This is a genomic window from Limnochorda sp. LNt (genome assembly GCF_035593265.1).
In the GTDB taxonomy this organism is placed as follows: domain Bacteria; phylum Bacillota; class Limnochordia; order Limnochordales; family Geochordaceae; genus Geochorda; species Geochorda subterranea.
Map to the genome: position 1 here is coordinate 461362 of NZ_CP141614.1, position 23395 is coordinate 484756.

Sequence of the window (23395 nt, forward strand, 5' to 3'; positions counted from 1 at the left end):
GATGCATGCCGTCGGACAGGTCGCAACCATCGGCGGGCGGATCCGGGGGCTGCGCCTCACCATCGCATGGAAGGCCGCGGCCGGCGTCACGGCCCTCGTCGCGGCGGTGGCGGTGGGCCTGACCGTCTTCGCCTACCGGCAAGCGGCCTCGGCCGTCACCGACATCTACCGGGACCGGCTGGCCGTCGCCGGTGCGGGAAGGGCGCAGGCGCTGGCGGAGGAGCTGCGGCGGGGTGCGGAGCACCTGGCCGCGACGGCCGCGGAGGGATGGGCGGCCGATGCGGCCAGGGGGCTGGCCATGGCCTTCGCCGACGCCGGTGCCGACGCCCTTCGGCGGGCCTGGGTCGAGACCAACCCCGTAGCGCCCGGCCAGCGCCTCGAGCAGGCCGGGCTGAGCGGCGACGACACGCTCTACGGCGTCTACCACCGCGCCTACCATGCCCGGCTGCTCGCGGCGGCGCAGGCGTTGCGGGCCGAGGACCTGGCCCTGGTCGACCTCGAGGGGCGCGTCGTCTTCACGCTGCAGAAGGGGGGCGACTTCGGGGCGGCGCTGGCGCTGGGGGCGGCGTCGCGTGCGCAGGGCGGCAGCGCTGGCCGCACGACGCCGGGGATGTCCGCCGCCGATCTCGCCCCGCTGGCCTCGGTGGTGAGGCAGCTCGCGACGGGTGCGGCGCTGGCGGTGGGCGATGTGGGCGCCTACCGGCCTGCGGGGGCCGGCGCAGGGGTGTGGGCGGGCGTCCCGGTGACGAGCTCCCTCGACGGGACGCTGCTCGGCTACCTGGCGGTGCGGTGGCCGGCCGGGCTCTTCGAGCCGGTGGTACGTGAGCGGGCCGGGCTCGGCGAGACGGGTCAGGTGCTGCTGGTGGGAGGCGACGACCGGGTGCGATTCGGGCCCGAGGGCACGACGGCCGGCGATCCCGTGCCCGCCCACCTGGCGGGAGCGGTGCAGGCGGCGCGGGCCGCCGGCGCCACCGTCGGGCAGGTGGTGCAGGGGCCGGGGGACACGCCGCGCCTGGTGGCAGCGCAGCCCATCTCCGTGCTGGGGCACGAGTGGGTCATGGTGGCCGAGGGGGCACAAGCCGAGGCGCTGGCGCCGCTCGAGCTCTTCCGGCAGCGGATGATGGCGGCAGGCCTGGGCATGTCCCTGCTGGGCGTGCTGGTGGGAGCCCTCCTCTCGGCGGGCGTATCGGCGCCCATCCGGCGCGTGGTGGGACAGCTCGAGGGGATCGCCCGCGGCCGCGGCGACCTGACGGGGCGCCTGCCGGCGGCCGGGCGCGACGAGGTGGGGGACCTGGCGCGTGCCTTCAACGAGCTGATGGGCTCGCTGCAGGGGCTCATCGGGCAGGTGGGCCAGGTGGCGGCCAACCTGGAGGGATCCAGCGGGAGCCTGGCCCGGTCCGCCGACGAGCTGCGCCGCAGCGCGCTGCAGGTGAGCGAGACCATCCAGCAACTGGCCCGCGGCGTCGACCAGCAAAGCCAGCTGGCCGCGCGCACCCAAGAGGAGATGCAGGCGGCCGCGGCCGGGGTGGAGGAGCTGGTGGCCCTCAGCGCTCGCATGAGCCAGGCGGCGGCCGAGGCGGCGCAGCAGGCGGGCGAGGGGGCCCAGGCCGTCGAGGCGGTGGTGCGCCAGAGCGAGTCCATCGCCGCCTCTGCTGCCCAGTGGGCCGAGAGCGTGCAGGCACTGGGCGAGCGGTCCTCCTCCATCGGGCGCATCGTGGAGGCCATCACGGCCATCGCCGACCAGACCAATCTCCTGGCGCTCAACGCCGCCATCGAGGCGGCCCGCGCGGGCCAGCACGGGCAGGGGTTCGCCGTGGTGGCGGAGGAGGTGCGGCGGCTGGCCGAGCAGGCGCGGGCCGCGGCCCAGGAGATCGGCGGCGTGCTGGAGCAGATGGCCCGCGACGTCGCGGCGGCCGTCGCCGGCATGCAGGAGGGCCAGCGGTCAGTCGGGCAGGGGATCGCGGTGGCGCGCCAGGCCCGGGAGCGTTTCGCGCTGGTGCACGAAGCCATCGAGCGGGTGGTGCACGACATCGGGGAGGCGGTGAGCACCGCCCAGCAGGTGGCGCAGCGTATCCACGCCGCCGGGGCTGCCGTCCAGGAGATCGTCTCGGTGACCGAGGAGACCGCCGCCGGGGCGGAGGAGATCGCGGCCGGAGCCGAGCGGCAGGCCGAGGCGACCGAGACCGTGGCCACCCAGGCCCAGGAGGTCGCGGCCCAGGCCCGCCGCCTGACGGCCCAGGTGGCCGGCTTCAAGGTGTAGGTGTAGGGGGAAGGGGGGCCAGGCCGCCGTGCTGGTACGCTACGAGACCCGTGACGGCTACGCCGTCGTCACCCTCGACCGTCCCGACAAGTACAATGCGCTCAGCCTGGCGCTGCTACGGGAGCTGTCCGCGGCCATGGATCGGGCGGAGGCCGACGACGCCGTCCGGGTCGTGGTGCTGACGGGAGCCGGGCGCGCCTTCTGCGCCGGGGCCGACGTGAGCGAGATGGAGCCGGTGAGCTCGGCGGCCGAGGCGGAGCGGTGGGTGAGCGAGCGGGCGCCGCTCTTCGAGCGGGTGGCCGCCTGCCCCAAGCCCGTCATCGCCGCGATCAACGGCGCCGCGCTGGGGGGCGGGCTGGAGATCGCCATGCAGGCCGACATCCGCATCGCCGCTCGCAGCGCCAGGCTGGGCCAGCCGGAGATCCGGCTGGGCATCATCCCGGGCGCCGGCGGCACCCAGCGCCTCCCCCGGCTCGTCGGTCTGGGGCGGGCGCTGGAGTGGCTGCTGACCGGCGAGCCCATGGAGGCAGAGGAGGCCTGGCGCATCGGCCTGGTCAACCGGGTCGTGCCCGACGAGGCCTGCCTGGTCGAGGCCGAGCGGCTGGCGGCGCGGCTGGCGGCCCAGCCGCCGGTGGCGCTGCGGCTCATCAAGGAGGTGGCGCGTCGTGGCCTGGAGGGGCCCCTGGCGACGGGGATGGCCGCCGAGCGGCAGGCCTTCGTGCTGGCCCTGACCACCGAGGACGCCCAGGAGGGGCGCCGCGCCTTCCTCGAGAAGCGGCCGCCCGCTCCCTTCAAGGGCCGCTAGCGAGCAAGGAGCAGCGGAGGGGGAGACGACCCCGGCGCGGCCGGCGAGCGGCGGGCGGCCAGCCAGAGCAGCACGGGGGGTCGAGGACGATGGAGGCGACCACCGGGCCGGTGGCGGTCCAGGAGGGGCGCGAGGGCCCGGCCGCAGCGCACCCCTGCTTCCGCCCCGAGCACGAGGCGTTACGACAGACGGTGCGCGAGCTGGTGGCGCGTCACTTGCGGCCGCACGCCCGGGCATGGGAAGAGGCTCGGGCCTTCCCGAAGGAGGTCTTCCGGCTGCTGGGGGAGCACGGCCTGCTGGGGCTTCGGGTGCCGGAGTCGTTGGGAGGAGCGGGGCTCGACTGGTTTGCCACGCTGGCCTTCGTGGAGGAGCTGCACCGTTGCGGATCCGGTGGGCTGGCCATGGCGGTGATGGTGCACACCGACATGGCGCTGCCGCCGCTGGTGCGGTGGGGCACGCCGGACCAGCACCGTCGCTTCGTGGAGCCGGCCGTGCGGGGCGAGCGGGTGCTGGCCATCGCCATGACGGAGCCCTGGGCCGGGTCGGACCTGGCCGGCATCCGCACGACGGCCCGGCGGGTCGACGGGGGCTGGGTGCTGGACGGCACCAAGACCTTCATCACCAACGGGGCCATCGCCGACGTGGTGCTGGTGGCGGCCAGGACGGACCCCAAGGCAGGGCGCAAAGGGATCAGCCTCTTCCTGGTCGAACGGGGCACGCCCGGCTTCCGCACCGCCCGGCTCATCGACAAGGTGGGGATGCACAGCTCCGACACCGGCGAGCTGGTCTTCGAGGGGTGTCACGTCCCCGACGCCAATCTGCTGGGCGAGCCGGGCCGGGGCTTCTACCACCTGATGTGGGAGCTCTTGGGGGAGCGGCTGGTCATCGCCGCCGGGGTGGTGGCCATGGCCCAGGAGGCGCTGGAGCTGGCCGTCGCCCACGTGCAGAGCCGCCACGCCTTCGGCCGGCCCCTCGCGCGGTTCCAGGCGCTGCAGCATCGCCTTGCCGATATGGCGGCTCGGCTGGAGGCGGCCCGGCAGCTCGTCTACTGGGCGGCCTGGCGGATGCAGAGCGGGCTCGATGCGGTGCAGGCCGTCATGATGGCCAAGCTGGTGGCGACCCGGACGGCCTTCGAGATGGCCGACGAGGCGCTGCAGCTGCACGGCGGCTACGGCTACACGCTGGAGCACGACGTGCAGCGGATCTGGCGCGACGTCCGGCTCTACCGCATCGGAGGCGGCACCGACGAGATGTTGCGCGAAGTCATTTCCCGGGAAATGGGCCTGCGCCCGAGCCGGACGGGCTCGGAACGTGACGAGTAGGGAGGGAGCGGCCATGGCGGTGGCGGCCGCGGGCTGGCGCTTGAGCGAGGAGCAGGAGGCCTTCCGGCGCCTGACCCGGCAGCTGGCCGAGACCCACATCGCCCCGCGGGCGAGGGAGTACGACCGCACCGGGGAGTTCCCCTGGGACGTGGTGCAGCTCTTCCGGGAGCAGGACCTCTTCAGCCTCTGCATTCCCGAGGCTTACGGCGGGGCCGGCACCGATCTGCTGACGCTCGCCGTGGTCATCGAGGAGCTGGCCCGGGTCGACGCCACGGCCTCGCTGATCCTGGCCGTGCAGGAGCTGGGCTCGCTGCCCATCATCCTGGGGGGCGACGAGGCTCAGAAGCGGCGGTGGCTGCCCCCGCTGGCCACGGGGGAGAGGCTGGCGGCCTTCGCCCTCACGGAGCCCGAGGCGGGCTCGGATGCGGCCGCCATCCGCACCCGTGCCACGCGACGGGGCGACCGGTGGGTGCTGGAGGGGACCAAGCGCTTCATCACCAACGGCAGCGTCGCCGACGTCGTGGTGGTCTTCGCCACGGTGGACCCCTCGCTCGGGCACCGGGGCGTCACGGCCTTCGTCGTGGAGAAGGGCACCCCGGGCTTCTCGGTGAGCCGGGTCGAGGAGAAGATGGGGCTGCACGCTTCGCCCACGGCCGAGCTGGTCTTCGACGGGTGCGAGGTGCCGCTGGATCACCGACTGGGTGGGGAGGGCGAGGGCTTCAAGATCGCGATGATGACCCTGGACCGCTCCCGGCCCGGGGTGGCGGCCCAGGCCCTGGGCATCGCCCAGGGCGCCCTCGACTACGCCGTGGGCTACCTCAAGGAGCGCCGCCAGTTCGGCAAGGCGCTGGCCGAGTTCCAGGGGCTGCAGTTCATGGTGGCGGACATGGCCACGCAGGTGGAGGCGGCGCGCCAGCTCCTCTACCACGCCTGCAGGCTCATCCACGAGCACGGATACGGGCGGCTGCCCGCCGAGATCAACCGCTACGCCGCCATGGCCAAACTCTTCTGCTCCGACGTGGCCATGCGGGTGACGACGGACGCCGTACAGCTGCTCGGCGGCTACGGCTACGTCAAGGAGCACCCCGTCGAGCGCATGATGCGCGACGCCAAGATCACCCAGATCTACGAGGGCACCAACCAGATCCAGCGGCTGGTCATCGCCCGCAGCCTGCTGGGGTGAGGGCCCCGGCGGCCTTCGCCGTCGCCGATCGAGCGGATCAGGCCGGCTGGCGCAGGCCCGCCACGAAGTCGCGCGCCCGTGCCGTGGCCGGGCGGGTCAGCAGGCTGACGCCCACGTAGGCGAGGCTCGAGACCGCCAGCCCCCAGACGCCCGGCCACAGGCCCAGCGGACGCAGGTTGCCCCACTGCGTCACCAGCACCACCGCGCCGCCCATCACCACGCTGGCCAAAGCGCCCGCCGCGGTGCCGCGGGGCCAGTAGAAGGCGCCGATGAGCGCCGGCACCGTCACCAGCAGCCCGGCCGACGAGGCGACGGAGAGCAGGGCGATGAGCCCGCCCTGCGCCCACGCGAAGGCCAGCGCCAGGGAGGCGATGACCAGGATGGCGCCTTTGCCCACCGCCAGCTGCAGCCGGTCACCGGCCTCGGGCCGCAGGGGGCGGAAGAGGTCCCTGGCCACCATGGACGACAGCGTCAGCAGGATGGAGTTGGTGGTGGAGATGGCTGCGGCGCTGATGCCCACCAGCGCCAGCAGCGCCAGGGCGGGCGGCACGTGCGGCGAGGCCAGCAGGGTGGGGGTGACGAGGTCGGGGTTGGGCAGGCCGGGCAGCAGCAGTCGTCCCGCGAAGCCCCACAGGATGGAGATGAGGGTGTAGGCGAGCCCGAAGATCAGGAAGCCCATCAGCATCCGGCGCATCGCCGCCAGGTCCCGGGGCGCGAAGAGGCGCTGGGAGACCTGCGGGTTGGAGATGGCGAAGAAGAACCAGGGCAGCGACAACCCCACGAAGGTCTGCCAGGTGAAGTAGCCGTTGCCCGGCACGGCCAGCCACTCCGGGGCCTCGAGCTGCAGCCGGGCGAACATGCCGCCGAGCCCACCGAGCTGGCCGACCACCCCCGCCGTGATGGCCAGCGCCGTGGCCATCATGATGAGGGCCTGCAAGGCGTCGGTCCAGGCGACGGAGCGCAGCCCGCCCATCCATGCCCATACGACGGCGACCGCCGTGGCCAGCACGAGCCCCGCCCCGAAGGGGATGGCTCCGGCGCTCATGCGGTCGAGCAGCAGGGCGATGCCCGTCAGCTGCACGGAGCTGTACGGGATGAGGAAGATGACCGAGGCGGCGGCCACCACGGCCCCCAGCAGGCGGCTGTCGTAGCGGACGGCCAGCAGCTCGGCCGGCGAGACCAGGCCCCACCGGCGACCCGCCTCCCAAAAGCGCGGCCCGAGGAAGGCCACCAGCGACAGCCCCGACAGATAGACGAGCTCGAAGCCCAGCGCTCCAACCCCGCCCCGGTAGGTGAGCCCGGCCAGTCCCACCATCATGAAGGCGCTGTAGGTGGTGGCCGCGTAGCTGAGGGCTGAGACGAGCCCGCCCAGGCGCCGGTTGGCCAGGAAGTAGGACTCCACCTCGCGGGTGAGGCCACGCCGCGCCAGCGCGGCCACCAGCGTGCCCAGGAGCAGGTAGGCGGCGAACGCCCCGTACAGCACGGCCGGGCTCATGCGCGCTCCCGCCTCTCCCCGGCGACGGCCGAACGCCGGGTGCCGCCCGACCCCGGGTGCGACCAGGGGGCCGTCACCCAGCCCACCACGGCGATGGACACCACCGCGAAGAGCGTCCAGAAGAGGAAGCTCCCGTACCAGGCGCGCACCCCGGACAGCCACGCATAGGGCACGACGTGCGCGGACAAGACGAGAAGGGCCATCGATGCAGCCCCGACCAGCGTCCGTGGGTTGACCACCCCGCCCGACCCCTTCCGATGCGATGGTGTTTTGACAGGTGTCTTGTCAGCTTCTCCTCTGTATTGTAAAGGAGAGCGGAGGGATTGCAAGATGGGGTCGGTGGTCGTAAAGGAGAGCGGAGGGATTGCAAGATGGGGTCGGTGGTCTCGCCTCCCGGCAGGGGTGACGGTACCGAGGCGGGCATGCCGTCGGAGCGCAGCCCCGAGGCTCGCCGGCAGGCCCTGCTGGACCTGCTGCGGCAGGCCGACGGGCCGGTGCCCGGCAGCCGTCTGGCCGAGCGGCTGGGCGTCAGCCGTCAGATCATCGTGCAGGACGTGACCGTGTTGCGGGCGGCGGGGGCGCCCATCCTGGCCACCCCCAAGGGCTACCTCCTGACCGAGCCCAACCGGCCCGACCCCCGTTGGGCATGCCGGCGCGTGCTGGCCGTCAGCCACGGCCCCGACGACATCGAGACGGAGCTCGACGCCATCTGCGACCTGGGCGGTCGGGTGGTCGACGTCATCGTGGAGCACCCCCTGTACGGGGAGCTGCGGGGCCTGGTCATGACGGCGAGCCGGGCGGACGTCGACGAGTTCGTCCAGAGCCTGCGCGCCAGCGGGGCGGCACCGCTGCTGGCGCTCACCGGCGGGCCTCACCTGCACACCATCGAGGCGGCCAGCGAGGCCAGGCTCGACGCCATCGCCCGGCGCCTGCGGGAGCTGGGCTTCCTGATGGAGGGCTGACCGGGGCGGGCGTCAGGCCCGCGCCGGCTCGCCCGGCGGCTGGCGCACGAGCGCCACCCGGTAGCGGTAGCGGTCGCCCCGGTAGGCGACCCGCCGGTACTCCAGCGGGGCGCCGTCGGCCATGCGGGTCACCCGCCGGATGAGCAGCACGGGCTCGCCCGGGCGGATGCCCAGGTGCTGGGCCTCGCGGCGGGTGGCAGGGGCGGCCTCGATGGTCTGCTCGCCGGTGGCAGGCTTGAAGCCCACCGCCTCCAGGGCGGCGTAGATGGTCTGACCCGGCTCGGCCGCCAGCACCAGGCGGCCGGGACCTGGCAGCAGGAAGCTCTCGTCGGTGAACAGGGGCTGGCCGTCGAGCACCACCACCCGGCTGATCTCGACGACCCGGGCCCCCGGCTCCAGCTGCAGCGCCTCGGCCGCCTCGGGCGGCGCCGGGACGGGGCCCGCGTGCAGCACGGTGACGCCGACGGGCCGCCCCAGCGCCTGCAGCTCCTCGGTGAAGCCCTGCAGCCTGGCCAACGTGGCGATGAGGGGCCTCGGGGCTACGAAGGTCCCCCGTCCCTGCTGGCGCACGACGAGCCCGTCGCGCGCCAGGGCCTCGAGGGCCTCGCGCACCGTGGTGCGGCTGACGCCGTACTGGCGCATCAGCTCGCGCTCGCCGGGCAGGCGCTGGCCCGGGGCCCAGCGCCCCGACTCGATGGCGTTGCGCATCAGGTGCTGGAGCTGGTGGTAGAGGGGCAGCGCCCCCGCCCGCAGCACCGTGTCGCCTGAGCCGTCGCCCACGCCGGCCCCCTCCCCGGGCTCCATTATGACACGAGCACGGTGGGCCCCAAGTGGGTGGCGCGCAGCAGGAAAACGACGGTACGTGTCATACTGACCGTTACCAGGTGATCTGACAAGCTCATGAAGAGCGACATGGAGACCCCGGGATCTCCTCCGAGCCACGATGGAGCGGAGGACCTCAAGGCCGCCGCCTCCCCGTACAACATGGGCAAGGTGACCCGGCACAGCACCGCCCGCCTGGTCGCGGAGGCGCTGCTCCGCTTCATCCGGGACAACCACCTCCAGAAGGGCGATCGCCTCCCGCCGACGGTGCGCCTGGCCGGCATGCTGGGAGTGAGCCTCGCCACGCTGCGCGAGGGCCTCAAGGAGCTGGAGGCCTACGGGATCGTCTCGGCTCAGCAGGGCCGGGGGGTCTTCGTCGAGTCGGACCGGCTCGACCTGCTGGTGCGGCCGGCTCCCTTCGCCAACCTCTACCCGCTGGAGCCCGCCGAGGTGATGGATCTCATGGAGGCCCGGCGGCTCATCGAGGTGGAGACGGCCCGCCTGGCGGCCGAGAGGGCGGGCCCCGCCCAGCTGGATCGGATGCAGGCGCTGCTGGAGATGATGCGAGCCGGCAAGGAGAGGCCCGACGAGTTCATCCAGCATGACATGGAGTTCCACATGGTGATCGCCGAGAGTTCAGGCAACGTCGTCTACCCGCGGCTCTTGACGGCGGTGAGGGAGACGTTCCTGGTGCAGCAGCGGATGGCGGTCGAGCTGCCGGGGGCGGCTGACCGTGCCTGCCGCTACCACGATCAGGTCTACCAGGCCATGGCCCGGCGCGACGGGCGGAATGCTTCCCGCGCCATGGCCGAGCACCTGGAGGACATCAAGATCCACCTGGCGCGGGCGCTGGAGGCCACCAACGACACGCCGGTGACGCGATAGATGGGCCTCGATGTCGGGTCCGCGCTCATCATGCCGGCGGGGCATCGATCAAGGCAGTAGCTCCTGGCACGGAGCTCCTGGCACGGACATGGTCGCCCACCGCCACTCCCGGGCATACGGCCCCCTCGTGCGGGCGGCGACGGTCAGGGAAGGGTGAGGCAAGCGTGTCGAGCCGGCTCGTGGAGAGGCTGCAGGCGGTCCGGCGTCTCGTCTTCTACGACGGCGTGCTGCGCGACGGTGGCGTGGTGCAGGCGCTGGTCGGGCTCCTGGAGGCGCTCGCGGACGCCGAGGCGGGCCCGGCCTCTGCCGGACCGGCAGGCGGCCGTATCTGGCAGGCGGCTCGAGAGCTGACGGCTCGCCTGCTGGCGAGGTGCGAGACCGAGGGGCGGTCGGGCCCGTCGGCTCCGGCGTCGCCTCTCTGGTCGGATGCCCTGGTGGAGGCGATCCTGACCGACGCCAATCCGTTCAGCCAGGAGGCGGCTCGCTGCGACTCGCTGGACCGACTGCCGGCCGCGTTGCGGCAGGCGGCGGCCCACGACTTGCGCTGCCTGCAGGCCCTCGCGACCTTGCCTCCCTCGGAGGTGGAGGGAGCCCTGCTCTCCCGGGGGCTGCCGTGGCCGCAGGGGCTCTGGGCGGTACCCTCCCGAGCCGACCGGGGCACGTTGCGGCCCCGCAGAGATCTGGTCGAGTCCCTGCACGCCGCCTTTGCCAGGGCGTCGGACTTCGCCGCCTGCCTCGAGGATCTGGCCGCTTACTACCGTGCCGTGGGGCCGGGGGTGGTCGGCCGCTATGCCGTGTTGCGCTGGGACGGGACCCGGCTGAGCGGCATCCCGCATCCCGACCCGGTGCGGCTGGAGCACCTCGTGGGCTACGAACGGGAGCGGGAGCAGGTGGTGCGCAACACGCAGCGGTTCGTCGCCGGGGCGCCGGCACACCACCTGCTGCTCTACGGCCCCAGGGGCACCGGCAAGTCGGCCACCGTCAAGGCGCTGGCGGCGGCCTTCGCCGACCGTGGCCTGCGGCTGGTGGAGCTCCGGCCAGCCGACCTGGACAGCCTGCCTCACCTGCTGGAGACGTTGCGTCCCTACCGGCAGCGCTTCGTCGTCTTCATCGACGATGTCTCCTTCGGCGAGGCGGACGCAGCCTTCAAAGAGCTCAAGGCCACCCTCGAGGGCTCGGCCCAGGCCTGCCCACCCAACGTGCGGGTCTACGCGACCTCCAACCGGCGGCACCTGGTGCGCGAGCAGGCCTTGCAGGATGGCGCCGCCCGTCCGCAGGACGAGGTCAACGAGACCCTCTCCCTCGCGGACCGGTTCGGCGTCACGGTCTTCTTCCCGCCGTGCGACCAGGCTCTGTACCTGCGCATCGTCGAGGGCGTCGCCCGGCAGGCCGGGGTGGCGGTGGCGCCGACCGACGCGCCTCCGACGGGCCAGGGCCCGTGGCGGCCCATCCAACCCGCCACCCTCCACAAGCTCGCCCTGGAGTGGGCCATGCGTCACAACGACCGTTCGCCGCGGACGGCGGTGCAGTTCGTGGCCGAGCTGGCGGGCGAGTTAGGGCTTCCGAGACCGGAAGCATAGCGAAAGGGCCCTCATCATCCTCGTCCTGATCCGCGAGGAAATCGCGCGACCATAAGAAGGAATCCGATTACCGATAGCGTATATACCCCGCCAAAAGAGATCGGATCACCTGAGCACCAGATACCCTTCGACGTACCCGGCCCGACCCCCGCCAGGCGCTGAGGCGGGGCCAGCCGGCCCAAGAGGAGCGTCCCATGGGCTGGAAGGTCTTGTTTACGGATCACGTCTTCCCATCCATCGAGCCCGTACAGGACGAGCTCGACCGGATCGGCGCCGAGCTCGTGGTGGCAGCGGGCGATCGGGAGGCGGTGGCTCGAGCCGCCGCGGACGCCGACGCGGTGCTCAACACCTACTTCCCGCTCGACGCGGAGCTCATCGAGCGGATGGGCCGGTGCCGGATCATCGCCCGGCTCGGCATCGGGGTGGACAACGTCGACGTGGCCACTGCCGAGCGCCGGGGCATCTGGGTGACCAACGTGCCGGACTACTGCATCGACGAGGTGGCCGACCACACCCTGGCCCTGGTGCTGGCGCTGCTGCGCAAGCTGACCGTGCTGGACGCCCTGACCCGGGCCGGCCGGTGGACCTTCGAGCCGGCCCGCCCCATCCCGCGCCTGGCCAACCTGGTGCTGGGCCTGGTCGGCTTCGGCCAGATCGGCCGTCGGGTCTGCCAGAAGAGCAAGGCCTTCGGCCTGCACGTCCTGGCCTACGACCCGTACGTCAATCCCTTCGCCATCAGGGAGGCCGGGGCCGCACCGGCCGATCTGGACAGCCTGCTCGCCTCCAGCGATGTGGTCTCCATCCACGTGCCGCTGACGGCCCAGACGCGCCACCTGCTGGACCGCGAGCGGATCGCGCGGATGAAGCCGGGTGCCTACCTCGTCAACACCTCGAGGGGAGGGATCGTGGACGAGGCGGCGCTGCGAGAGGCTCTGGACCGGGGGCACCTGGCGGGCGCCGCCCTGGACGTGCTGGAGCACGAGGGGGCGCATTGGGAGAGCCCGGTCCGCGGCCACGAGCGGGTCATCCTGACGCCCCACGTGGCCTTCTACTCGGAGGCCTCGGTCGAGGAGCTGCAGCGAAAGGCTGCCCGGCAGGTCGTTGCCGTCCTGTCGGGGGCGGCCCCCCAGCACCCCGTCAACCGGCCGGCAATGGCCGGCTGAGGGGCCAGACGGATATCACCGGAGGTGCCGACGGTGTCGCAAGCGACTCCATGGAAGAGCGACGACTGGTTCGTCAGCCCGTGGAACTACTTCCCCGAGGTGCGCTCGCAGTTCGAGTTCCCCGCGCGGGTCCGCCTCCACGACGTGTCGTTGCGGGACGGCGAGCAGCAGGCCGGCCTCGTCTTCAACAAGGACCAGAAGATCCGCCTTGCCGAGAAGCTGGCCGAGGTGGGGGTCCACCGCATCGAGGCAGGGATGCCGGCCGTCAGCCCGCAGGACGAGGCGGCCATCCGGGAGATCGTCAGACGCAACCTGGGGCCCGAGATCTTCGCCTTCGCCCGGTGCACCATCGAGGACGTCAAGCGGGCCCAGGACTGCGGCGTGCGAGGGGTGGTCGTCGAGATCCCCTCCAGCGAGCACATCATCCGCGAGGCGTATGGGTGGCCGGTGGAGAAGGCCATCGACCTCTCCATCCAGGCGACCCGCTTCGCGCACGAGCAGGGGCTGTACACGGTCTTCTTCCCCATCGACTTCAGCCGGGCCGACCTCGAGTGGGGGCTGACCCTGCTCAAGCGCGTCGCCACCGAGGGCCACATGGACGCCCTGGTGGTGGTCGACACCTTCGGCGTGCTCTCGCCGCATGCGGTGCCGTATCTCATCCGGCGCATCAAGGCCGAGATCGACAAGCCCCTGGAGTGCCACTTCCACAACGACTTCGGCATGGGCGTGGCCAACACCGTCATGGCCCTCGCCAGCGGATGCGAGGTGGCCCACACCACCATCGCGGGCATCGGGGAGCGAGCCGGCAACACCCCCTACGAGGAGCTGGCGCTGGCCCTTTTGATGCTCTACGGCGTCGACATGGGGTTGCGTTGCGACCGGTTGTACGAGACGGCACGGCTGTTGCAGGAGATCGCGGGCATCCAGATTCCCACCAACCGGGCAGTCATCGGCGAGATGCTGTACGACATCGAGTCGGGCATCATCGCCTCCTGGTATCGCAACTGCTACCATCGCACGCCCACCGAGATCTTCCCGGTGCGGGCCGAGTTCATCGGGCGCGAGCCTGCCCGGGTCGTCATGGGCAAGGGCTCCGGCGCCGACAACGTGCGGCTGTGGCTGGAAGAGGACGGGCTCGATGCGACCGACGAGCAGGTGATGGAGCTGGTCGCCCTGGTCAAGCAGGAGTCGCTGGCCAAGGGCCGGCTGCTCACCCGGGACGAGTTTCGGTCGCTGGCCCTGGTGGTGCTCAGCCCGGCGAGGGCAGGTTGACGGTCGCAGGCGTGCCACCCGACGAGGCAGGGAGGTCGAGATCACGATGGACCTGAGCTTCATCCAGCGTCCCCACGAGTACACGCCCCGGCGAGTCTACAGCACCACCGGGACCGACTGGCAGGAGCGGGTCAACTTCGATCGCATGCGTCGAGAGCGCTTGCAGCGTGCCAAGGAGCAGATGGAGCGGCACGACCTCGGCGCGCTGGTGCTCTTCGTCGGCGAGAACATCCGCTACGTCACCGGCGTCTGGCAGGGCAACTGGAAGAACAACATCTTCATCCGATACGCCGTGCTCCCGCGGGGCGGGGAGCCGGTGCTCTTCGAGACCGTGGGGTCGGACATCGAGTGCGCCAGGATCGACGCGCCGTGGATGGAGGGCCGGATCCGCCCCGCCATCACGTGGCGATGGGCCGAGACGGCCGAGGAGATGATGGCCGACCGCATGGTGCAGAGCGTCGTGGAGGTCCTCAAGGAGCACGGCGTGCAGGGTGAGCGGATCGGGATCGATATGGCGGATCCGACGGCGCTGCGGGCCTTCCAGAAGGCCGGAATCAACCTGACGAGCGCCTGGCCGGCCATGTCGGCCGCCCGTGTCATCAAGACCCGGGACGAGATCGAGTGCCACAAGATCTCGACGGCCTGGGCGGACGCGTGCATGTGGCGGATACGAAACGAGTGGCTCAAGCCCGGCGTCAAGGAGTCTACCATCTGCGCGAAGGCCAACGAGTTCCTGTACGAGGCCGGGTTCGACTTCGTCTACGACGTCATCGTGGCCAGCGGCGGCAACACCAGCCCCTACCGGCGCTGGCACACCGACAAGGTGATCCGCCAGGGCGACCTCGTCATCGTGGACATCAACGCCATCGGCCCCGGCGGCTACTTCGTCGACTACGTGCGCTGCTTCAAGGTGGCCGGCAAGCCGACGCCGCAGGAGAAGGACCTGTACAAGGAGTGCTACGACTCGCTGTACGCGGCCCTGGAGCAGCTGCGCCCCGGCAACACCACCAAGGACGTGGCGGAGCGCTTCCCCGTCTACGACGACGACCGATACGGCAGCGTGAGCCTGCAGCAGTTCGCCCACTCCATCGGGCTGTCCCTGTACGAGGGCATGTGGATCTCGCGCTCCTACTCGCTCAAGTATCCCGTCGAATTGAAGCAGAACATGGTCTTCGCCATCGAGACGTTCGCGGGACACCCCGGCCTGGAACAGACGGTGCGCCTGGAGGAGGACGTCGTCATCAGCGACCAGGGCCCGGTGGTGCTGACCCAGATGCCGTTCGAGGAGGAGTTTCTGAAGTAGTTCCCCGACTTCATTGTCCAGCGCAAAGCTCTCTGGAAGAATCGCCGCCTTTATGTCAACGCTGTAGCCTTTTTAAGTCCATGGCTATCCACTAAGACAGCGGGTGGTAAACAAGGGAAGCTTTAGGCTTGAACAGTGAGCAGAGCTATTGATGACATGAGAGTGTCGCTTGTTTGCGACGAGCTTGGAGGCGATAGGAATGCCCGTTTATAGGAAAGGAACGCAGCCCGAGGAGTTAGTTACCCCAAAGTACTCAAAGGCGTACGGAAGCTTAATTACTGGAGAAGCAATTGAGGTGGGGGTGCTTCGTTATAAACACGGCGAAGGAGCAGTCAAACACCAACATGCTCAGGAGCAAATGATGTATGTTCTACATGGCAAGATACAAGTTGAGATGGACGAAGAAGTTCGCATCCTCGGGCCTGGAGAGCTCGCCCATATGCGGCCCAACGTTCCCCACAGAGTGGTTGCCGTTGAGGGAGAAGTAACCGTGTTGAGTTGCAAGAATCTCGTAGACGGGACGGGACACCGGCTTTCCTAGGGAGGCGAATGGGCTTGCCGTTTTACGACCTCACAAAAATGGCCCATGTGGCGATCGGGCCTCAGCAGTCGGCTGCGCGCGGAGCAGTTGTTCAAGGTCAGAACCTGGAGGTGGCTCTTGTCCGTTATGAGGCTCATAGGGCCGCGAAGTCCCATCGGGATTCCAACGAGCAGATGATATTCGTCCTGGAAGGCCGCTTGCGGGCTCGCATAGAGTACGAGGTAGCAGTAGCAGACCCGGGCGACATCATTCATATACCGGCGAACGTTGAGTACGAGCTGGTAGCGATCGAGGATGCGGAGGTGATCAGCTTCAAGAGTCATGCAGCTGGAAGGGGCTCGCCCAGAGAATAGGAGGGTGTCGGCCGGCTGTGCTGGCGATACGTGAGCGAATGCGAACTTATCTGCGTTTTTCGGCGTCAGACGCCGAGAGCCGTACATGGCATGACCGGCAGTGGACTTCGCAATCGTCGCCCTGGTCGGATGCACGGCGACGGCAACTAATCGGTGCGAAAGCGATTCGGACCAACAGGGCCAGCTGGCCATTGCGCTGATGTCCTCGAAGTTTCAGGGGTACGGGGCCATCTGGCAAGTTTCGGGGTGGCTCTGACGGGAGAGGGTGGCGGCTCCCGGGAGAACGGTTCGCCCCATCGTGTGGAAGGGATGAAGTGGTGGTGACCCTCCGAATTGCGGTGGTCCAGCCCATCGCCCACCCTCCAAGCGAGGCCCAGGCTAATGTTGCCGACGCGATTCGCTGGGTGGAGCAGGCTGCTGAGCAAGGCGCGAGCTTCGTCTGCTTCCCTGAAACCTATCCAGGTCCCTGGCGCATGCCGGCGACCTTCGATCCGAGGCCTACGATGGTAGAGGCTGCAGCTAAACATGGAGTACACGTTGTGTTCGGTACAATCGAACCAGTCAACAACGAGATAGCCACAGCTTACAACCTAGTCTGCATGGCCTATCCTGACGGCCGGCCACTGGCCCAGTACCGCCGCACGCACCCGAACGGCCCGTGGATCTATACAGGTGGTAGGTTCTGGGAGTTTCGGTACGTTCCGGGGGACGACTTTCCAGTGTTTGACACGGCCTTGACAAGGGTAGGGTTGGCGATGTGCAGCGAGGTATACGTGCCAGAGGTGTCGCGTGCGTTGGCCGTACGGGGGGCCGAGTTGATCTTTATGCCGGCCGGCATTGACAAGAAGAAACTTTGGGAAACATGGCGGGCGCTAACTTGGGCGCGGGCGATAGAAAACTTGGCCGTCGTCGTTACGACGCAGAACCTCTTCTCGCACACTGAACGCGGTCTCGCCATGGTCGCAACTCCCGAGCAAGTGTTGTTAGAAAGCATAGCCGCAGGTCTCTTCTTGGTGGATGTAGATCTGGAGCGCATACGGTATCTGCGCGAGACGCGCGACGATGTAGACTCATCGGCCTACTGCGCGGTCAAACAAGGTTTGCTCGGCCCGCAATGGCTGCGGAAGGAGCTCTATGGTCGGATTTATCCCCGCGGTTCCGAATGAAGTTGTTGTCGTATTAGGATGAAGAAGCGTGTTCGACTGGTACTGAGGTAGGCCCGCTCCTGCTACTATGCAGCACGGCTGGTAAGTGACGGGCGTGGCGAAAACGAGTTGGGGGTCCGTGTGAAGGACAGGAACGAAAGAGATAGAACGGGTTCCTCTTAGGAGGGGTGCGTAATGTACAAGGGGAAGACCATGGCCACTGCTGATAGTGCCTGCGATAAGCCGAAGGTCACGGTACGGCTTGATCAGCTGCAGTACAGGCTGGTCGAGTTCTTACGGCAAGAGGGAAAGTTTGGGTCAACGGACGGAGAAATCATCGCAAACGTCGTACGTTTCTACCTCCAGGAGAAGGGGCTGGTGCCGCTGGGTAAGTCAGAGGAGATACAGCGAGCAAGACCCCAGGATTGAGTGCCTTTAGGTTAAGGTAGCGCCTCGAGCATGACATTGAGCCCGTACGGGGGACGAAGCGATCCTCAAGGGGAGCCTTGGAAAAGCGAGAAAAGCAAAGGACGAGGAGGTGGTCCTGCGCTATGGTGGCCGTCGGAGAGTGTCGACTTGATATCCAACTCCGGCCTGTATCAGGTGTAGCAGTGCCTCTTCGAAGAGGTGAGGTGTTAAGAATAGTTCAGGAGGAAGGGCAGCAACCCGTTAGCTTGAATTGTTTCAACCTGCATGATCATAAAGAGCATCTTTCGGTAGGGCACATGCGTCGAGAGGGCTTCCGCACCAAAGAGGGGCGGATACTGTGGAGCAACACTCCGCGCTATTCTCCCTTGGCGGCAATCCTCCACATGAGTCAGTCGTGTGTGGCCGACCTGCTCGTTCCGAGATGCAGCGCACCGATGCTCGAGTGGCTGTATGGTTTGGTCGACCATCCGAACTGCCAGGATATCTTAGCTGAGTGTATAGGTGAGTACGGACTGACGCCAGACGACGTTCATGATCCGATCAATTTGTGGCTCGAAGTTGGCGTCAACCACCATGGGTATATCATTCGGGGGGCTACGGGTCATGCAGGGGACCATGTGGACCTGCTGGCGTTGACGGACATACTCACAGTTGCTGCCATGTGCGGCCTCGCCCACCTGTTAGGCGCTGCGAGGAGCTCTTATAAACCGATCCGAGTACAGGTGTTCCGACATACTATCGAGACGGAGCAGTTAGCCAAGAGGTATATTCAAGAATACACCGGGCTGAAAAACCAGCGGACACCACAGCATTACCGGAACCGGTCGATCTTGGCGGAGAGGACTCTGCGACAGGTAGAAGGGTATCAACCGACCTTCTATCGTGTCGTCGGTAGAGAGATTGATGTTACTTTTAGCCCGGATGAGTACCTCGCCATACAAAGATTGAGGGGACAGATGGGTAAGACAACAGCGGAGGTTGCCCGAGTATTGTTCATGCGGTGGTACATCAAACACCGGAAAGCCCTCGGGTTACGTTATGATCCATCGGAAGAGAGGAGCGTGTAAAGTACTATGACTGCTGTGGCTCAACCCCGTCTCGACTTAGTGCTTCAGCCCGTCTCAGGGAAAGCGGTTCCCGTATATGAAGGGGAAATCCTGCGGATAATCCAGATGGAAGGGGAGCAAACTGTCGATTTTAATTGCTTTAATCTGCATGACTATAAGGAGAGAATGTCGACTAGCCAAATGCGCGCTCACGGCTTCAAGCCCCGAAAGGGAGATTTCATCGTAAGCAACCCCCCAAGGTGCCGCCCAATGATGTACATACTTGACATGCCTGAGACCTGTGTTACCGACCTGCTCGCCGCCCGCTGCGATGCGACGAGGGGGGAGCGGGAATATGGTTTGGATTGGGTGCCTAATTGTCAGGATACACTAGCGGAAGCAATTGGCGAGTACGGCCTTACGCCAGACGATGTGCATGACTCGTTCAATATGTGGATGAATACCACTTGGGATGCTGAAGGTTATTGGACTACCTGGAATACCGGCCAGAGAGGTGACTTTGTGGACCTACTGGCTCTTATCGATGTGTTGGCGGTACCAGTGATCTGTGGGTCCGGTAGTTTAGGTCCCACGAGTAACTTTTCGCTGAAACCTATCAAGATACAAGTGTTCCCAGCAACTTCCGCCTCCCGGCGTTTGGTCGCAGAGCTGGCTGGCCAGCTCCCGGCCCTGAAGACGCGAAGGGGCCCAGAGGACTATCGTACTAGAGGTGTCATGCAAGAGAGACAGCTTCGGCCACCGAGCGAATTTACGATCAAGGCCTATCCCATCAAGCCTATCTAGGTCGAAGTAGAATTGCCAGAATTGAGTTGCCTGTCCCACGATTCGTGCTCCGATTGGTTTGGAGGACTTCGGACGGGAGGTTTGTGGGCCGCCGCTTGCCATTCGCTTCTATCGCCAGAAGGGGAAATGTTGGTGTTATTGGTGCTTTAGGTCTGAGAATGAGAGAGCAGACTTGAAAGGATGACTGCTACATGCGCGGGATGAGCCGACGCAGCTTCCTAAGGGCTTCCGCGATTGGAATCGGTTATATTCTGGGTCGAACACCCAGAGTATCCGTAGCCAGGACGAGTTGGCCCGAGCGTCCAGTGCAGGTGATTGTGCAGTACGGGGCGGGTGGTGGCGTAGATACGGTAATCCGCGCTGCCTGCGGGGTGCTTGAGCGGATCCTGGGGAGCCGGTTCGTTGTGATAAACATGCCTGGGGCAGTGGGAAGCTTAGCGAGCGCGGAGGTTTTCCGACGCCCCGCGGATGGTTATACACTCCTCGGAGCTGGGGATTATAGCAAATCGCACAGAGTACTGGGGCTTTCCACGACCGTCCCATGGAAGGATTGGCAGTACTACAAGTTAGCAGGGTCCATTCCGGCGTGGTCCGTAAGATATGATTCTCCTTATAAGACGATAGCCGACGTCGTTGAGGACGCGTTGGCCAGACCGGGCAAGGTCCGAGTTTCCACTTCAGGTATCGGCGGTGCTTGGCATGAGGCCACACTAATTGGTCTCGGGCCGACCGGCGCGGAGTTCACTTACGTTCCGTACAGTGGAGGCGCTGAAGCGGCCTTAGCTGGCTTGCGCGGGGATGTGGAGGTAATCGCAAGCGGCGTGCACGAGGTCGTACAATTCCTGCGGGCCGATCAGTTGCGCACTCTAGCAGTATTCTCTCAACGCCCCATAGAGGTGCCGGGAGTAAGACAGCCACTTCGGACACTTGCCGAGTCTCTGCCGGGGGTTGCCGTAGGAGGACTGGACTATCCCATGGTCTTAGGCTTCAAACGAGACGTAGATCCCTCAATACTGAAGAAGTTGGAGGTTGCACTCCAAGACGCGGTTGCAGATCCAGACTTTACTAGGGTGCTTCACGAAAGAGTGATATTCCCAGACTTTCTCAGCGGTGCTGAGGCTGATCGGGAAGCTGCCTATTATGAGTCGCTCACAGCATGGACTTTTTGGGAGCACCAATTGCCAGGTGTAAGAGTAGACCCGAGCGCCTTGGGAATTCCCAGACCGGAGAATTTCGAGCAGTGGTGGCCACCGACGGGTTATCGCCCAGCTATCCCATAATTGCGCGGCGCGGCGGCTTGTCGGTCCGATTACACCAAGCCGCCGCTGCGGCGATGCCTAGTGACTCGGGCATTGCCGCAATGCTTAGGATCTGAGTCCGGGGTGCAGAGTTGTAAGTCGGGCCTAGCTAGCACCTCCTGATAAGATCGCCGGCTGTCGAGAGAGAGGACTGACCCTCGGAGAGAGGGCGTTGCCGTGCCGACCTTCTGCCTTCCCTCCCCGCCAGGCGGTTCGCTCAGGTTTGTGCCGGAGCCAGGGCCAACAGCCGGCGGGCCACCGGGGTCAGGTTGTGGGCAAGCAGGCCCTCGCCGCTCCAAGTAAACGGTCGCTCGGCACCCTGATAGCGGCTGCTGTCGAGGTCAAAGAGGTCAAAGGCGTGCTTGAGGTGGGCCATGCACCCCTCCTGGCGCCTGCGCCAGCAGCAGCGTAGCAACCACCGAAAGGCCCGGCGTCGCTCAGGAGCAGGCTCTGGACTGGGAGGCTCGGATTGGCAACTTGCTTGCCATCGGGGCGAGGGATAGCAGGGAGGTAGCGGACGTCAAGTTCTTTACCTAGCCTTCAGCACTGCGCTGACTGAGGGGTTTCGTGGAAGCAACGAAGTAGCCTCAGCGAAGACCGCGCGACGCGCGTGGCCCCGCGTCTTCAACGGGCGCTGGAAGGTAGGTGTGCAGAGTGCTGAGAGGGCTACTATCCGGAGACCGGGGGATCGGTTTGGTACTAGGAGCAGGGAGCGTCCCAATTGGTCTGCATGCCATCAGAGAGTTGGGATTGGTGCATGGGAGACTGCCGGGTCCAGGACTGTTTCCCTTCATTCTCTCAGTTAGCTTACTGGCAGCATCTGCTCACTTGGCCCTTATCCGTCCTATGAAGGTAACGACGGTCGGCGGGCTAACTGCAGGTCAGCTGCGCAAACAGTTGACGGCATTGGGAGTGTATGCGGCCTTTCCTCTGCTCTTGCCCGTAGCAGGGTACATCGTGTGCACCTCAGTGTTCGTCGCGGCCTGGACACTGGCGGTAGAGCGTGAGCCGTTGAGTCGGGCTTCCCTGGCAGGCGTGGTGGCTGGACTAGCCGTCTGGCTAATCTTTGGGGTTGGCCTCCGTTATCCGTTGCCTGGTGGCTGGCTCCCAGTTCGTTAGGATGTGGTGCCTTTGTTTGAGCTGTCGATGCTACTGAGAGGATTTGAAGTGGCCTTTCAGCCGTCGAATATCGCTTATGCCTTCTTCGGGACTTTGAGCGGAACCTTGGTGGGTGTCTTGCCGGGCTTGGACGTCCCCACGGTGCTTGCACTCCTTCTGCCTATTACGTACCAGCTACATGACCCCTTAGGCGCGGTAATTATGATGGCTGGTATCTTCTATGGTGCTTGCTTTGGAGGTTCGAGGAGCTCAATTCTTTTTGGGATCCCTGGTGAAGCAACGTCCGCGGTTACGGCTATAGACGGGCACGCACTGGCTCGGGAAGGTAAGGCCGCGGTCGCGCTTGCCGCTGCTGTTGTTGCATCCTTTGTTGGGGGAACTCTTAGCATCGTCGCTCTAACCCTGTTGGCGCAGCCCTTAGCAAGCGTTGCGCTGCTCTTCGGTCCTCCGGAGTACTTCTCGCTTGCTCTCCTCGGGTTAACGCTGACCGTATATCTCTTGGGTGATTCCCCAACCAAGGGAATTATCATGGCTATCCTAGGCCTGTTGCTGTCTATGGTGGGCCTTGATCCAGTCTCCGGGGTGCCACGGCTCACGTTCGGCAGCGCCCATCTAATGACTGGGATCGACCTCACGGTTCTTACCTTGGGTCTGTTTGGGGTAGGTGGGCTTCTGTCGGCCGTGGAGAAGGCAGCGGGAGAACCTATTCCAATAAAGATCGCAGGCCTGGCGGCCCACTTACGGGAATTGCGAAACTCGGCGTGGGCGATGGTCCGTGGGGCGGTAGGAGGGTTCGCGGTCGGCGCACTGCCCGGAGGTGGCGCCACGTTGGCATCCATCATTTCTTACACAGTAGAAAGGCGCATGTCCAGACGCCCGGAGCGGTTCGGTAGGGGAGCCATTGAGGGCGTGGCGGCACCGGAAGCCGCCAACAACGCGGCTGCAACGTCGTCTTTCATTCCGCTCCTAACCTTGGGAATACCAGGGAACGCCTCCATCGCTATAGTTTATGCGGCCCTGCTCGTCAACGGGATCATGCCCGGACCCTACCTTGTACAAGAAGAGCCAGAGCTCTTTTGGGGTGTCATTAGCTCTATGTACCTCGGGAATCTTATGCTACTTCTGCTTAACCTCCCCCTCTCTAGTCTGTGGGCACAGATAACTCGGGTTCCACTCAAGTACCTTGCGCCAGCGGTCGGAGTTCTAACCTTGCTCGGAGCGTATAGCGTTAACAACTTTGTTAACGATATCTGGGTGATGCTAGCGATCGGGGTCGTGGCTTACGTGGCACGGCGACACGGATTCGAACCAGGCCCATTGCTCCTAGCTTTCGTCCTTGGACCTATCCTCGAGCGATCTCTTCGTCAGTCGCTTATATTGAGCCATGGTTCGCCCATTATCTTTGTGGACCGCCCGATTTCTGGAACCCTACTGCTTTTGGTCGCAGTCGCACTGTTCGGCAGAAGCCTAACGTGGGCTGCGAAAAGGGTCGTTGAGCTGTGCCGACGTAGACAGAACACTGCCGCCCGGCTTAGCCGGTAACGGAAGTTGATGCCAGGTGGATACGAGGTATGGCTGGTTTCCGTCGCCCTGCGGTTCACGGATACC

General features: G+C 66.5%; 23 protein-coding genes. 19 read left to right on the plus strand and 4 right to left on the minus strand.

Annotated features, from left to right (window positions below; translation table 11 throughout):
- Position 1: 1 nt before the first annotated feature.
- The 4 genes from VLY81_RS02170 (at position 2) to VLY81_RS02185 (ending at position 5570) form a co-directional block, all read left to right on the plus strand.
- Entirely contained in the window at positions 2-2260 is a 2259-nt protein-coding gene (locus VLY81_RS02170) for a methyl-accepting chemotaxis protein (protein ID WP_324669391.1), read from the plus strand.
- Between the two features lie 28 nt (positions 2261-2288).
- Complete coding sequence (locus tag VLY81_RS02175; protein ID WP_324669392.1) at positions 2289-3065, plus strand: enoyl-CoA hydratase/isomerase family protein; 777 nt, start codon at positions 2289-2291, stop codon at positions 3063-3065.
- 89 nt (positions 3066-3154) lie between these two features.
- Positions 3155-4387, plus strand: a complete 1233-nt coding sequence (locus VLY81_RS02180) for an acyl-CoA dehydrogenase family protein (protein ID WP_324669393.1) — start codon at positions 3155-3157, stop codon at positions 4385-4387.
- Positions 4377-5570, plus strand: a complete 1194-nt coding sequence (locus VLY81_RS02185; protein WP_324669394.1) for an acyl-CoA dehydrogenase family protein — start codon at positions 4377-4379, stop codon at positions 5568-5570. Before VLY81_RS02180 ends, VLY81_RS02185 begins: the two co-directional genes overlap by 11 nt.
- 37 nt (positions 5571-5607) lie before the next feature.
- On the opposite strand, the gene VLY81_RS02190 is transcribed toward VLY81_RS02185, so the two are convergent.
- Positions 5608-7065 (minus strand): sodium:solute symporter family protein, encoded by a 1458-nt coding sequence (locus tag VLY81_RS02190; protein WP_324669395.1) that lies wholly within the window; start codon positions 7063-7065, stop codon positions 5608-5610.
- Positions 7062-7304, minus strand: a complete 243-nt coding sequence (locus tag VLY81_RS02195) for a hypothetical protein (protein ID WP_324669396.1) — start codon at positions 7302-7304, stop codon at positions 7062-7064. Before VLY81_RS02195 ends, VLY81_RS02190 begins: the two co-directional genes overlap by 4 nt.
- A gap of 132 nt (positions 7305-7436) precedes the next feature.
- Here VLY81_RS02195 and VLY81_RS02200 point away from each other — a divergent pair, with 132 nt between their 5' ends.
- On the plus strand, positions 7437-8027 hold the full coding sequence (locus VLY81_RS02200) for a transcription repressor NadR (protein ID WP_324669397.1): 591 nt from the start codon (positions 7437-7439) through the stop codon (positions 8025-8027).
- 12 nt (positions 8028-8039) lie between these two features.
- Here the strand turns inward: VLY81_RS02200 and VLY81_RS02205 are convergent, their stop codons facing one another.
- Positions 8040-8807 (minus strand): GntR family transcriptional regulator, encoded by a 768-nt coding sequence (locus VLY81_RS02205; RefSeq protein ID WP_324669398.1) that lies wholly within the window; start codon positions 8805-8807, stop codon positions 8040-8042.
- A gap of 120 nt (positions 8808-8927) precedes the next feature.
- Here VLY81_RS02205 and VLY81_RS02210 point away from each other — a divergent pair, with 120 nt between their 5' ends.
- From VLY81_RS02210 to VLY81_RS02260, 12 genes are all read left to right on the plus strand, one after another.
- Positions 8928-9734, plus strand: coding sequence for a FadR/GntR family transcriptional regulator (locus VLY81_RS02210; protein ID WP_324669399.1), 807 nt, complete (start codon positions 8928-8930; stop codon positions 9732-9734).
- A 164-nt stretch (positions 9735-9898) separates the two neighbouring features.
- Positions 9899-11314 (plus strand): ATP-binding protein, encoded by a 1416-nt coding sequence (locus VLY81_RS02215; RefSeq protein WP_324669400.1) that lies wholly within the window; start codon positions 9899-9901, stop codon positions 11312-11314.
- A gap of 194 nt (positions 11315-11508) precedes the next feature.
- Positions 11509-12477, plus strand: coding sequence for a C-terminal binding protein (locus VLY81_RS02220; RefSeq protein WP_324669401.1), 969 nt, complete (start codon positions 11509-11511; stop codon positions 12475-12477).
- Between the two features lie 33 nt (positions 12478-12510).
- Positions 12511-13749, plus strand: coding sequence for a LeuA family protein (locus VLY81_RS02225; RefSeq protein ID WP_324669402.1), 1239 nt, complete (start codon positions 12511-12513; stop codon positions 13747-13749).
- A 46-nt stretch (positions 13750-13795) separates the two neighbouring features.
- Entirely contained in the window at positions 13796-15052 is a 1257-nt protein-coding gene (locus VLY81_RS02230) for a M24 family metallopeptidase (protein WP_324669403.1), read from the plus strand.
- A gap of 169 nt (positions 15053-15221) precedes the next feature.
- Entirely contained in the window at positions 15222-15593 is a 372-nt protein-coding gene (locus VLY81_RS02235; RefSeq protein ID WP_324669404.1) for a cupin domain-containing protein, read from the plus strand.
- Between the two features lie 14 nt (positions 15594-15607).
- Positions 15608-15946, plus strand: coding sequence for a cupin domain-containing protein (locus VLY81_RS02240; RefSeq protein WP_324669405.1), 339 nt, complete (start codon positions 15608-15610; stop codon positions 15944-15946).
- Positions 15947-16260: 314 nt separating this feature from the next.
- Positions 16261-17112 carry a carbon-nitrogen hydrolase family protein gene (locus tag VLY81_RS02245; protein WP_324669406.1) on the plus strand — a complete coding sequence of 284 codons (852 nt, stop codon included), beginning with the start codon at positions 16261-16263 and terminating at the stop codon, positions 17110-17112.
- 174 nt (positions 17113-17286) lie between these two features.
- A complete protein-coding gene (locus tag VLY81_RS02250) occupies positions 17287-17520 on the plus strand; it encodes a hypothetical protein (protein WP_324669407.1) in 234 nt (77 codons plus the stop codon).
- 122 nt (positions 17521-17642) lie between these two features.
- Positions 17643-18587, plus strand: a complete 945-nt coding sequence (locus tag VLY81_RS02255; RefSeq protein ID WP_324669408.1) for an urea carboxylase-associated family protein — start codon at positions 17643-17645, stop codon at positions 18585-18587.
- A gap of 6 nt (positions 18588-18593) precedes the next feature.
- Complete coding sequence (locus VLY81_RS14465) at positions 18594-19370, plus strand: DUF1989 domain-containing protein (protein WP_405001273.1); 777 nt, start codon at positions 18594-18596, stop codon at positions 19368-19370.
- Between the two features lie 311 nt (positions 19371-19681).
- The gene (locus VLY81_RS02260; protein WP_324669409.1) at positions 19682-20650 is read left to right on the plus strand and encodes a tripartite tricarboxylate transporter substrate binding protein; all 969 of its coding nucleotides are present in this window, start codon (positions 19682-19684) and stop codon (positions 20648-20650) included.
- Between the two features lie 235 nt (positions 20651-20885).
- Here the strand turns inward: VLY81_RS02260 and VLY81_RS02265 are convergent, their stop codons facing one another.
- A complete protein-coding gene (locus tag VLY81_RS02265; RefSeq protein ID WP_324669410.1) occupies positions 20886-21044 on the minus strand; it encodes a hypothetical protein in 159 nt (52 codons plus the stop codon).
- 278 nt (positions 21045-21322) lie between these two features.
- Between VLY81_RS02265 and VLY81_RS14470 the strand changes: the two genes are divergently transcribed.
- Positions 21323-21787, plus strand: coding sequence for a tripartite tricarboxylate transporter TctB family protein (locus VLY81_RS14470; RefSeq protein ID WP_405001274.1), 465 nt, complete (start codon positions 21323-21325; stop codon positions 21785-21787).
- Between the two features lie 12 nt (positions 21788-21799).
- Positions 21800-23329, plus strand: coding sequence for a tripartite tricarboxylate transporter permease (locus VLY81_RS02270; RefSeq protein WP_324669411.1), 1530 nt, complete (start codon positions 21800-21802; stop codon positions 23327-23329).
- Positions 23330-23395 lie beyond the last annotated feature (66 nt).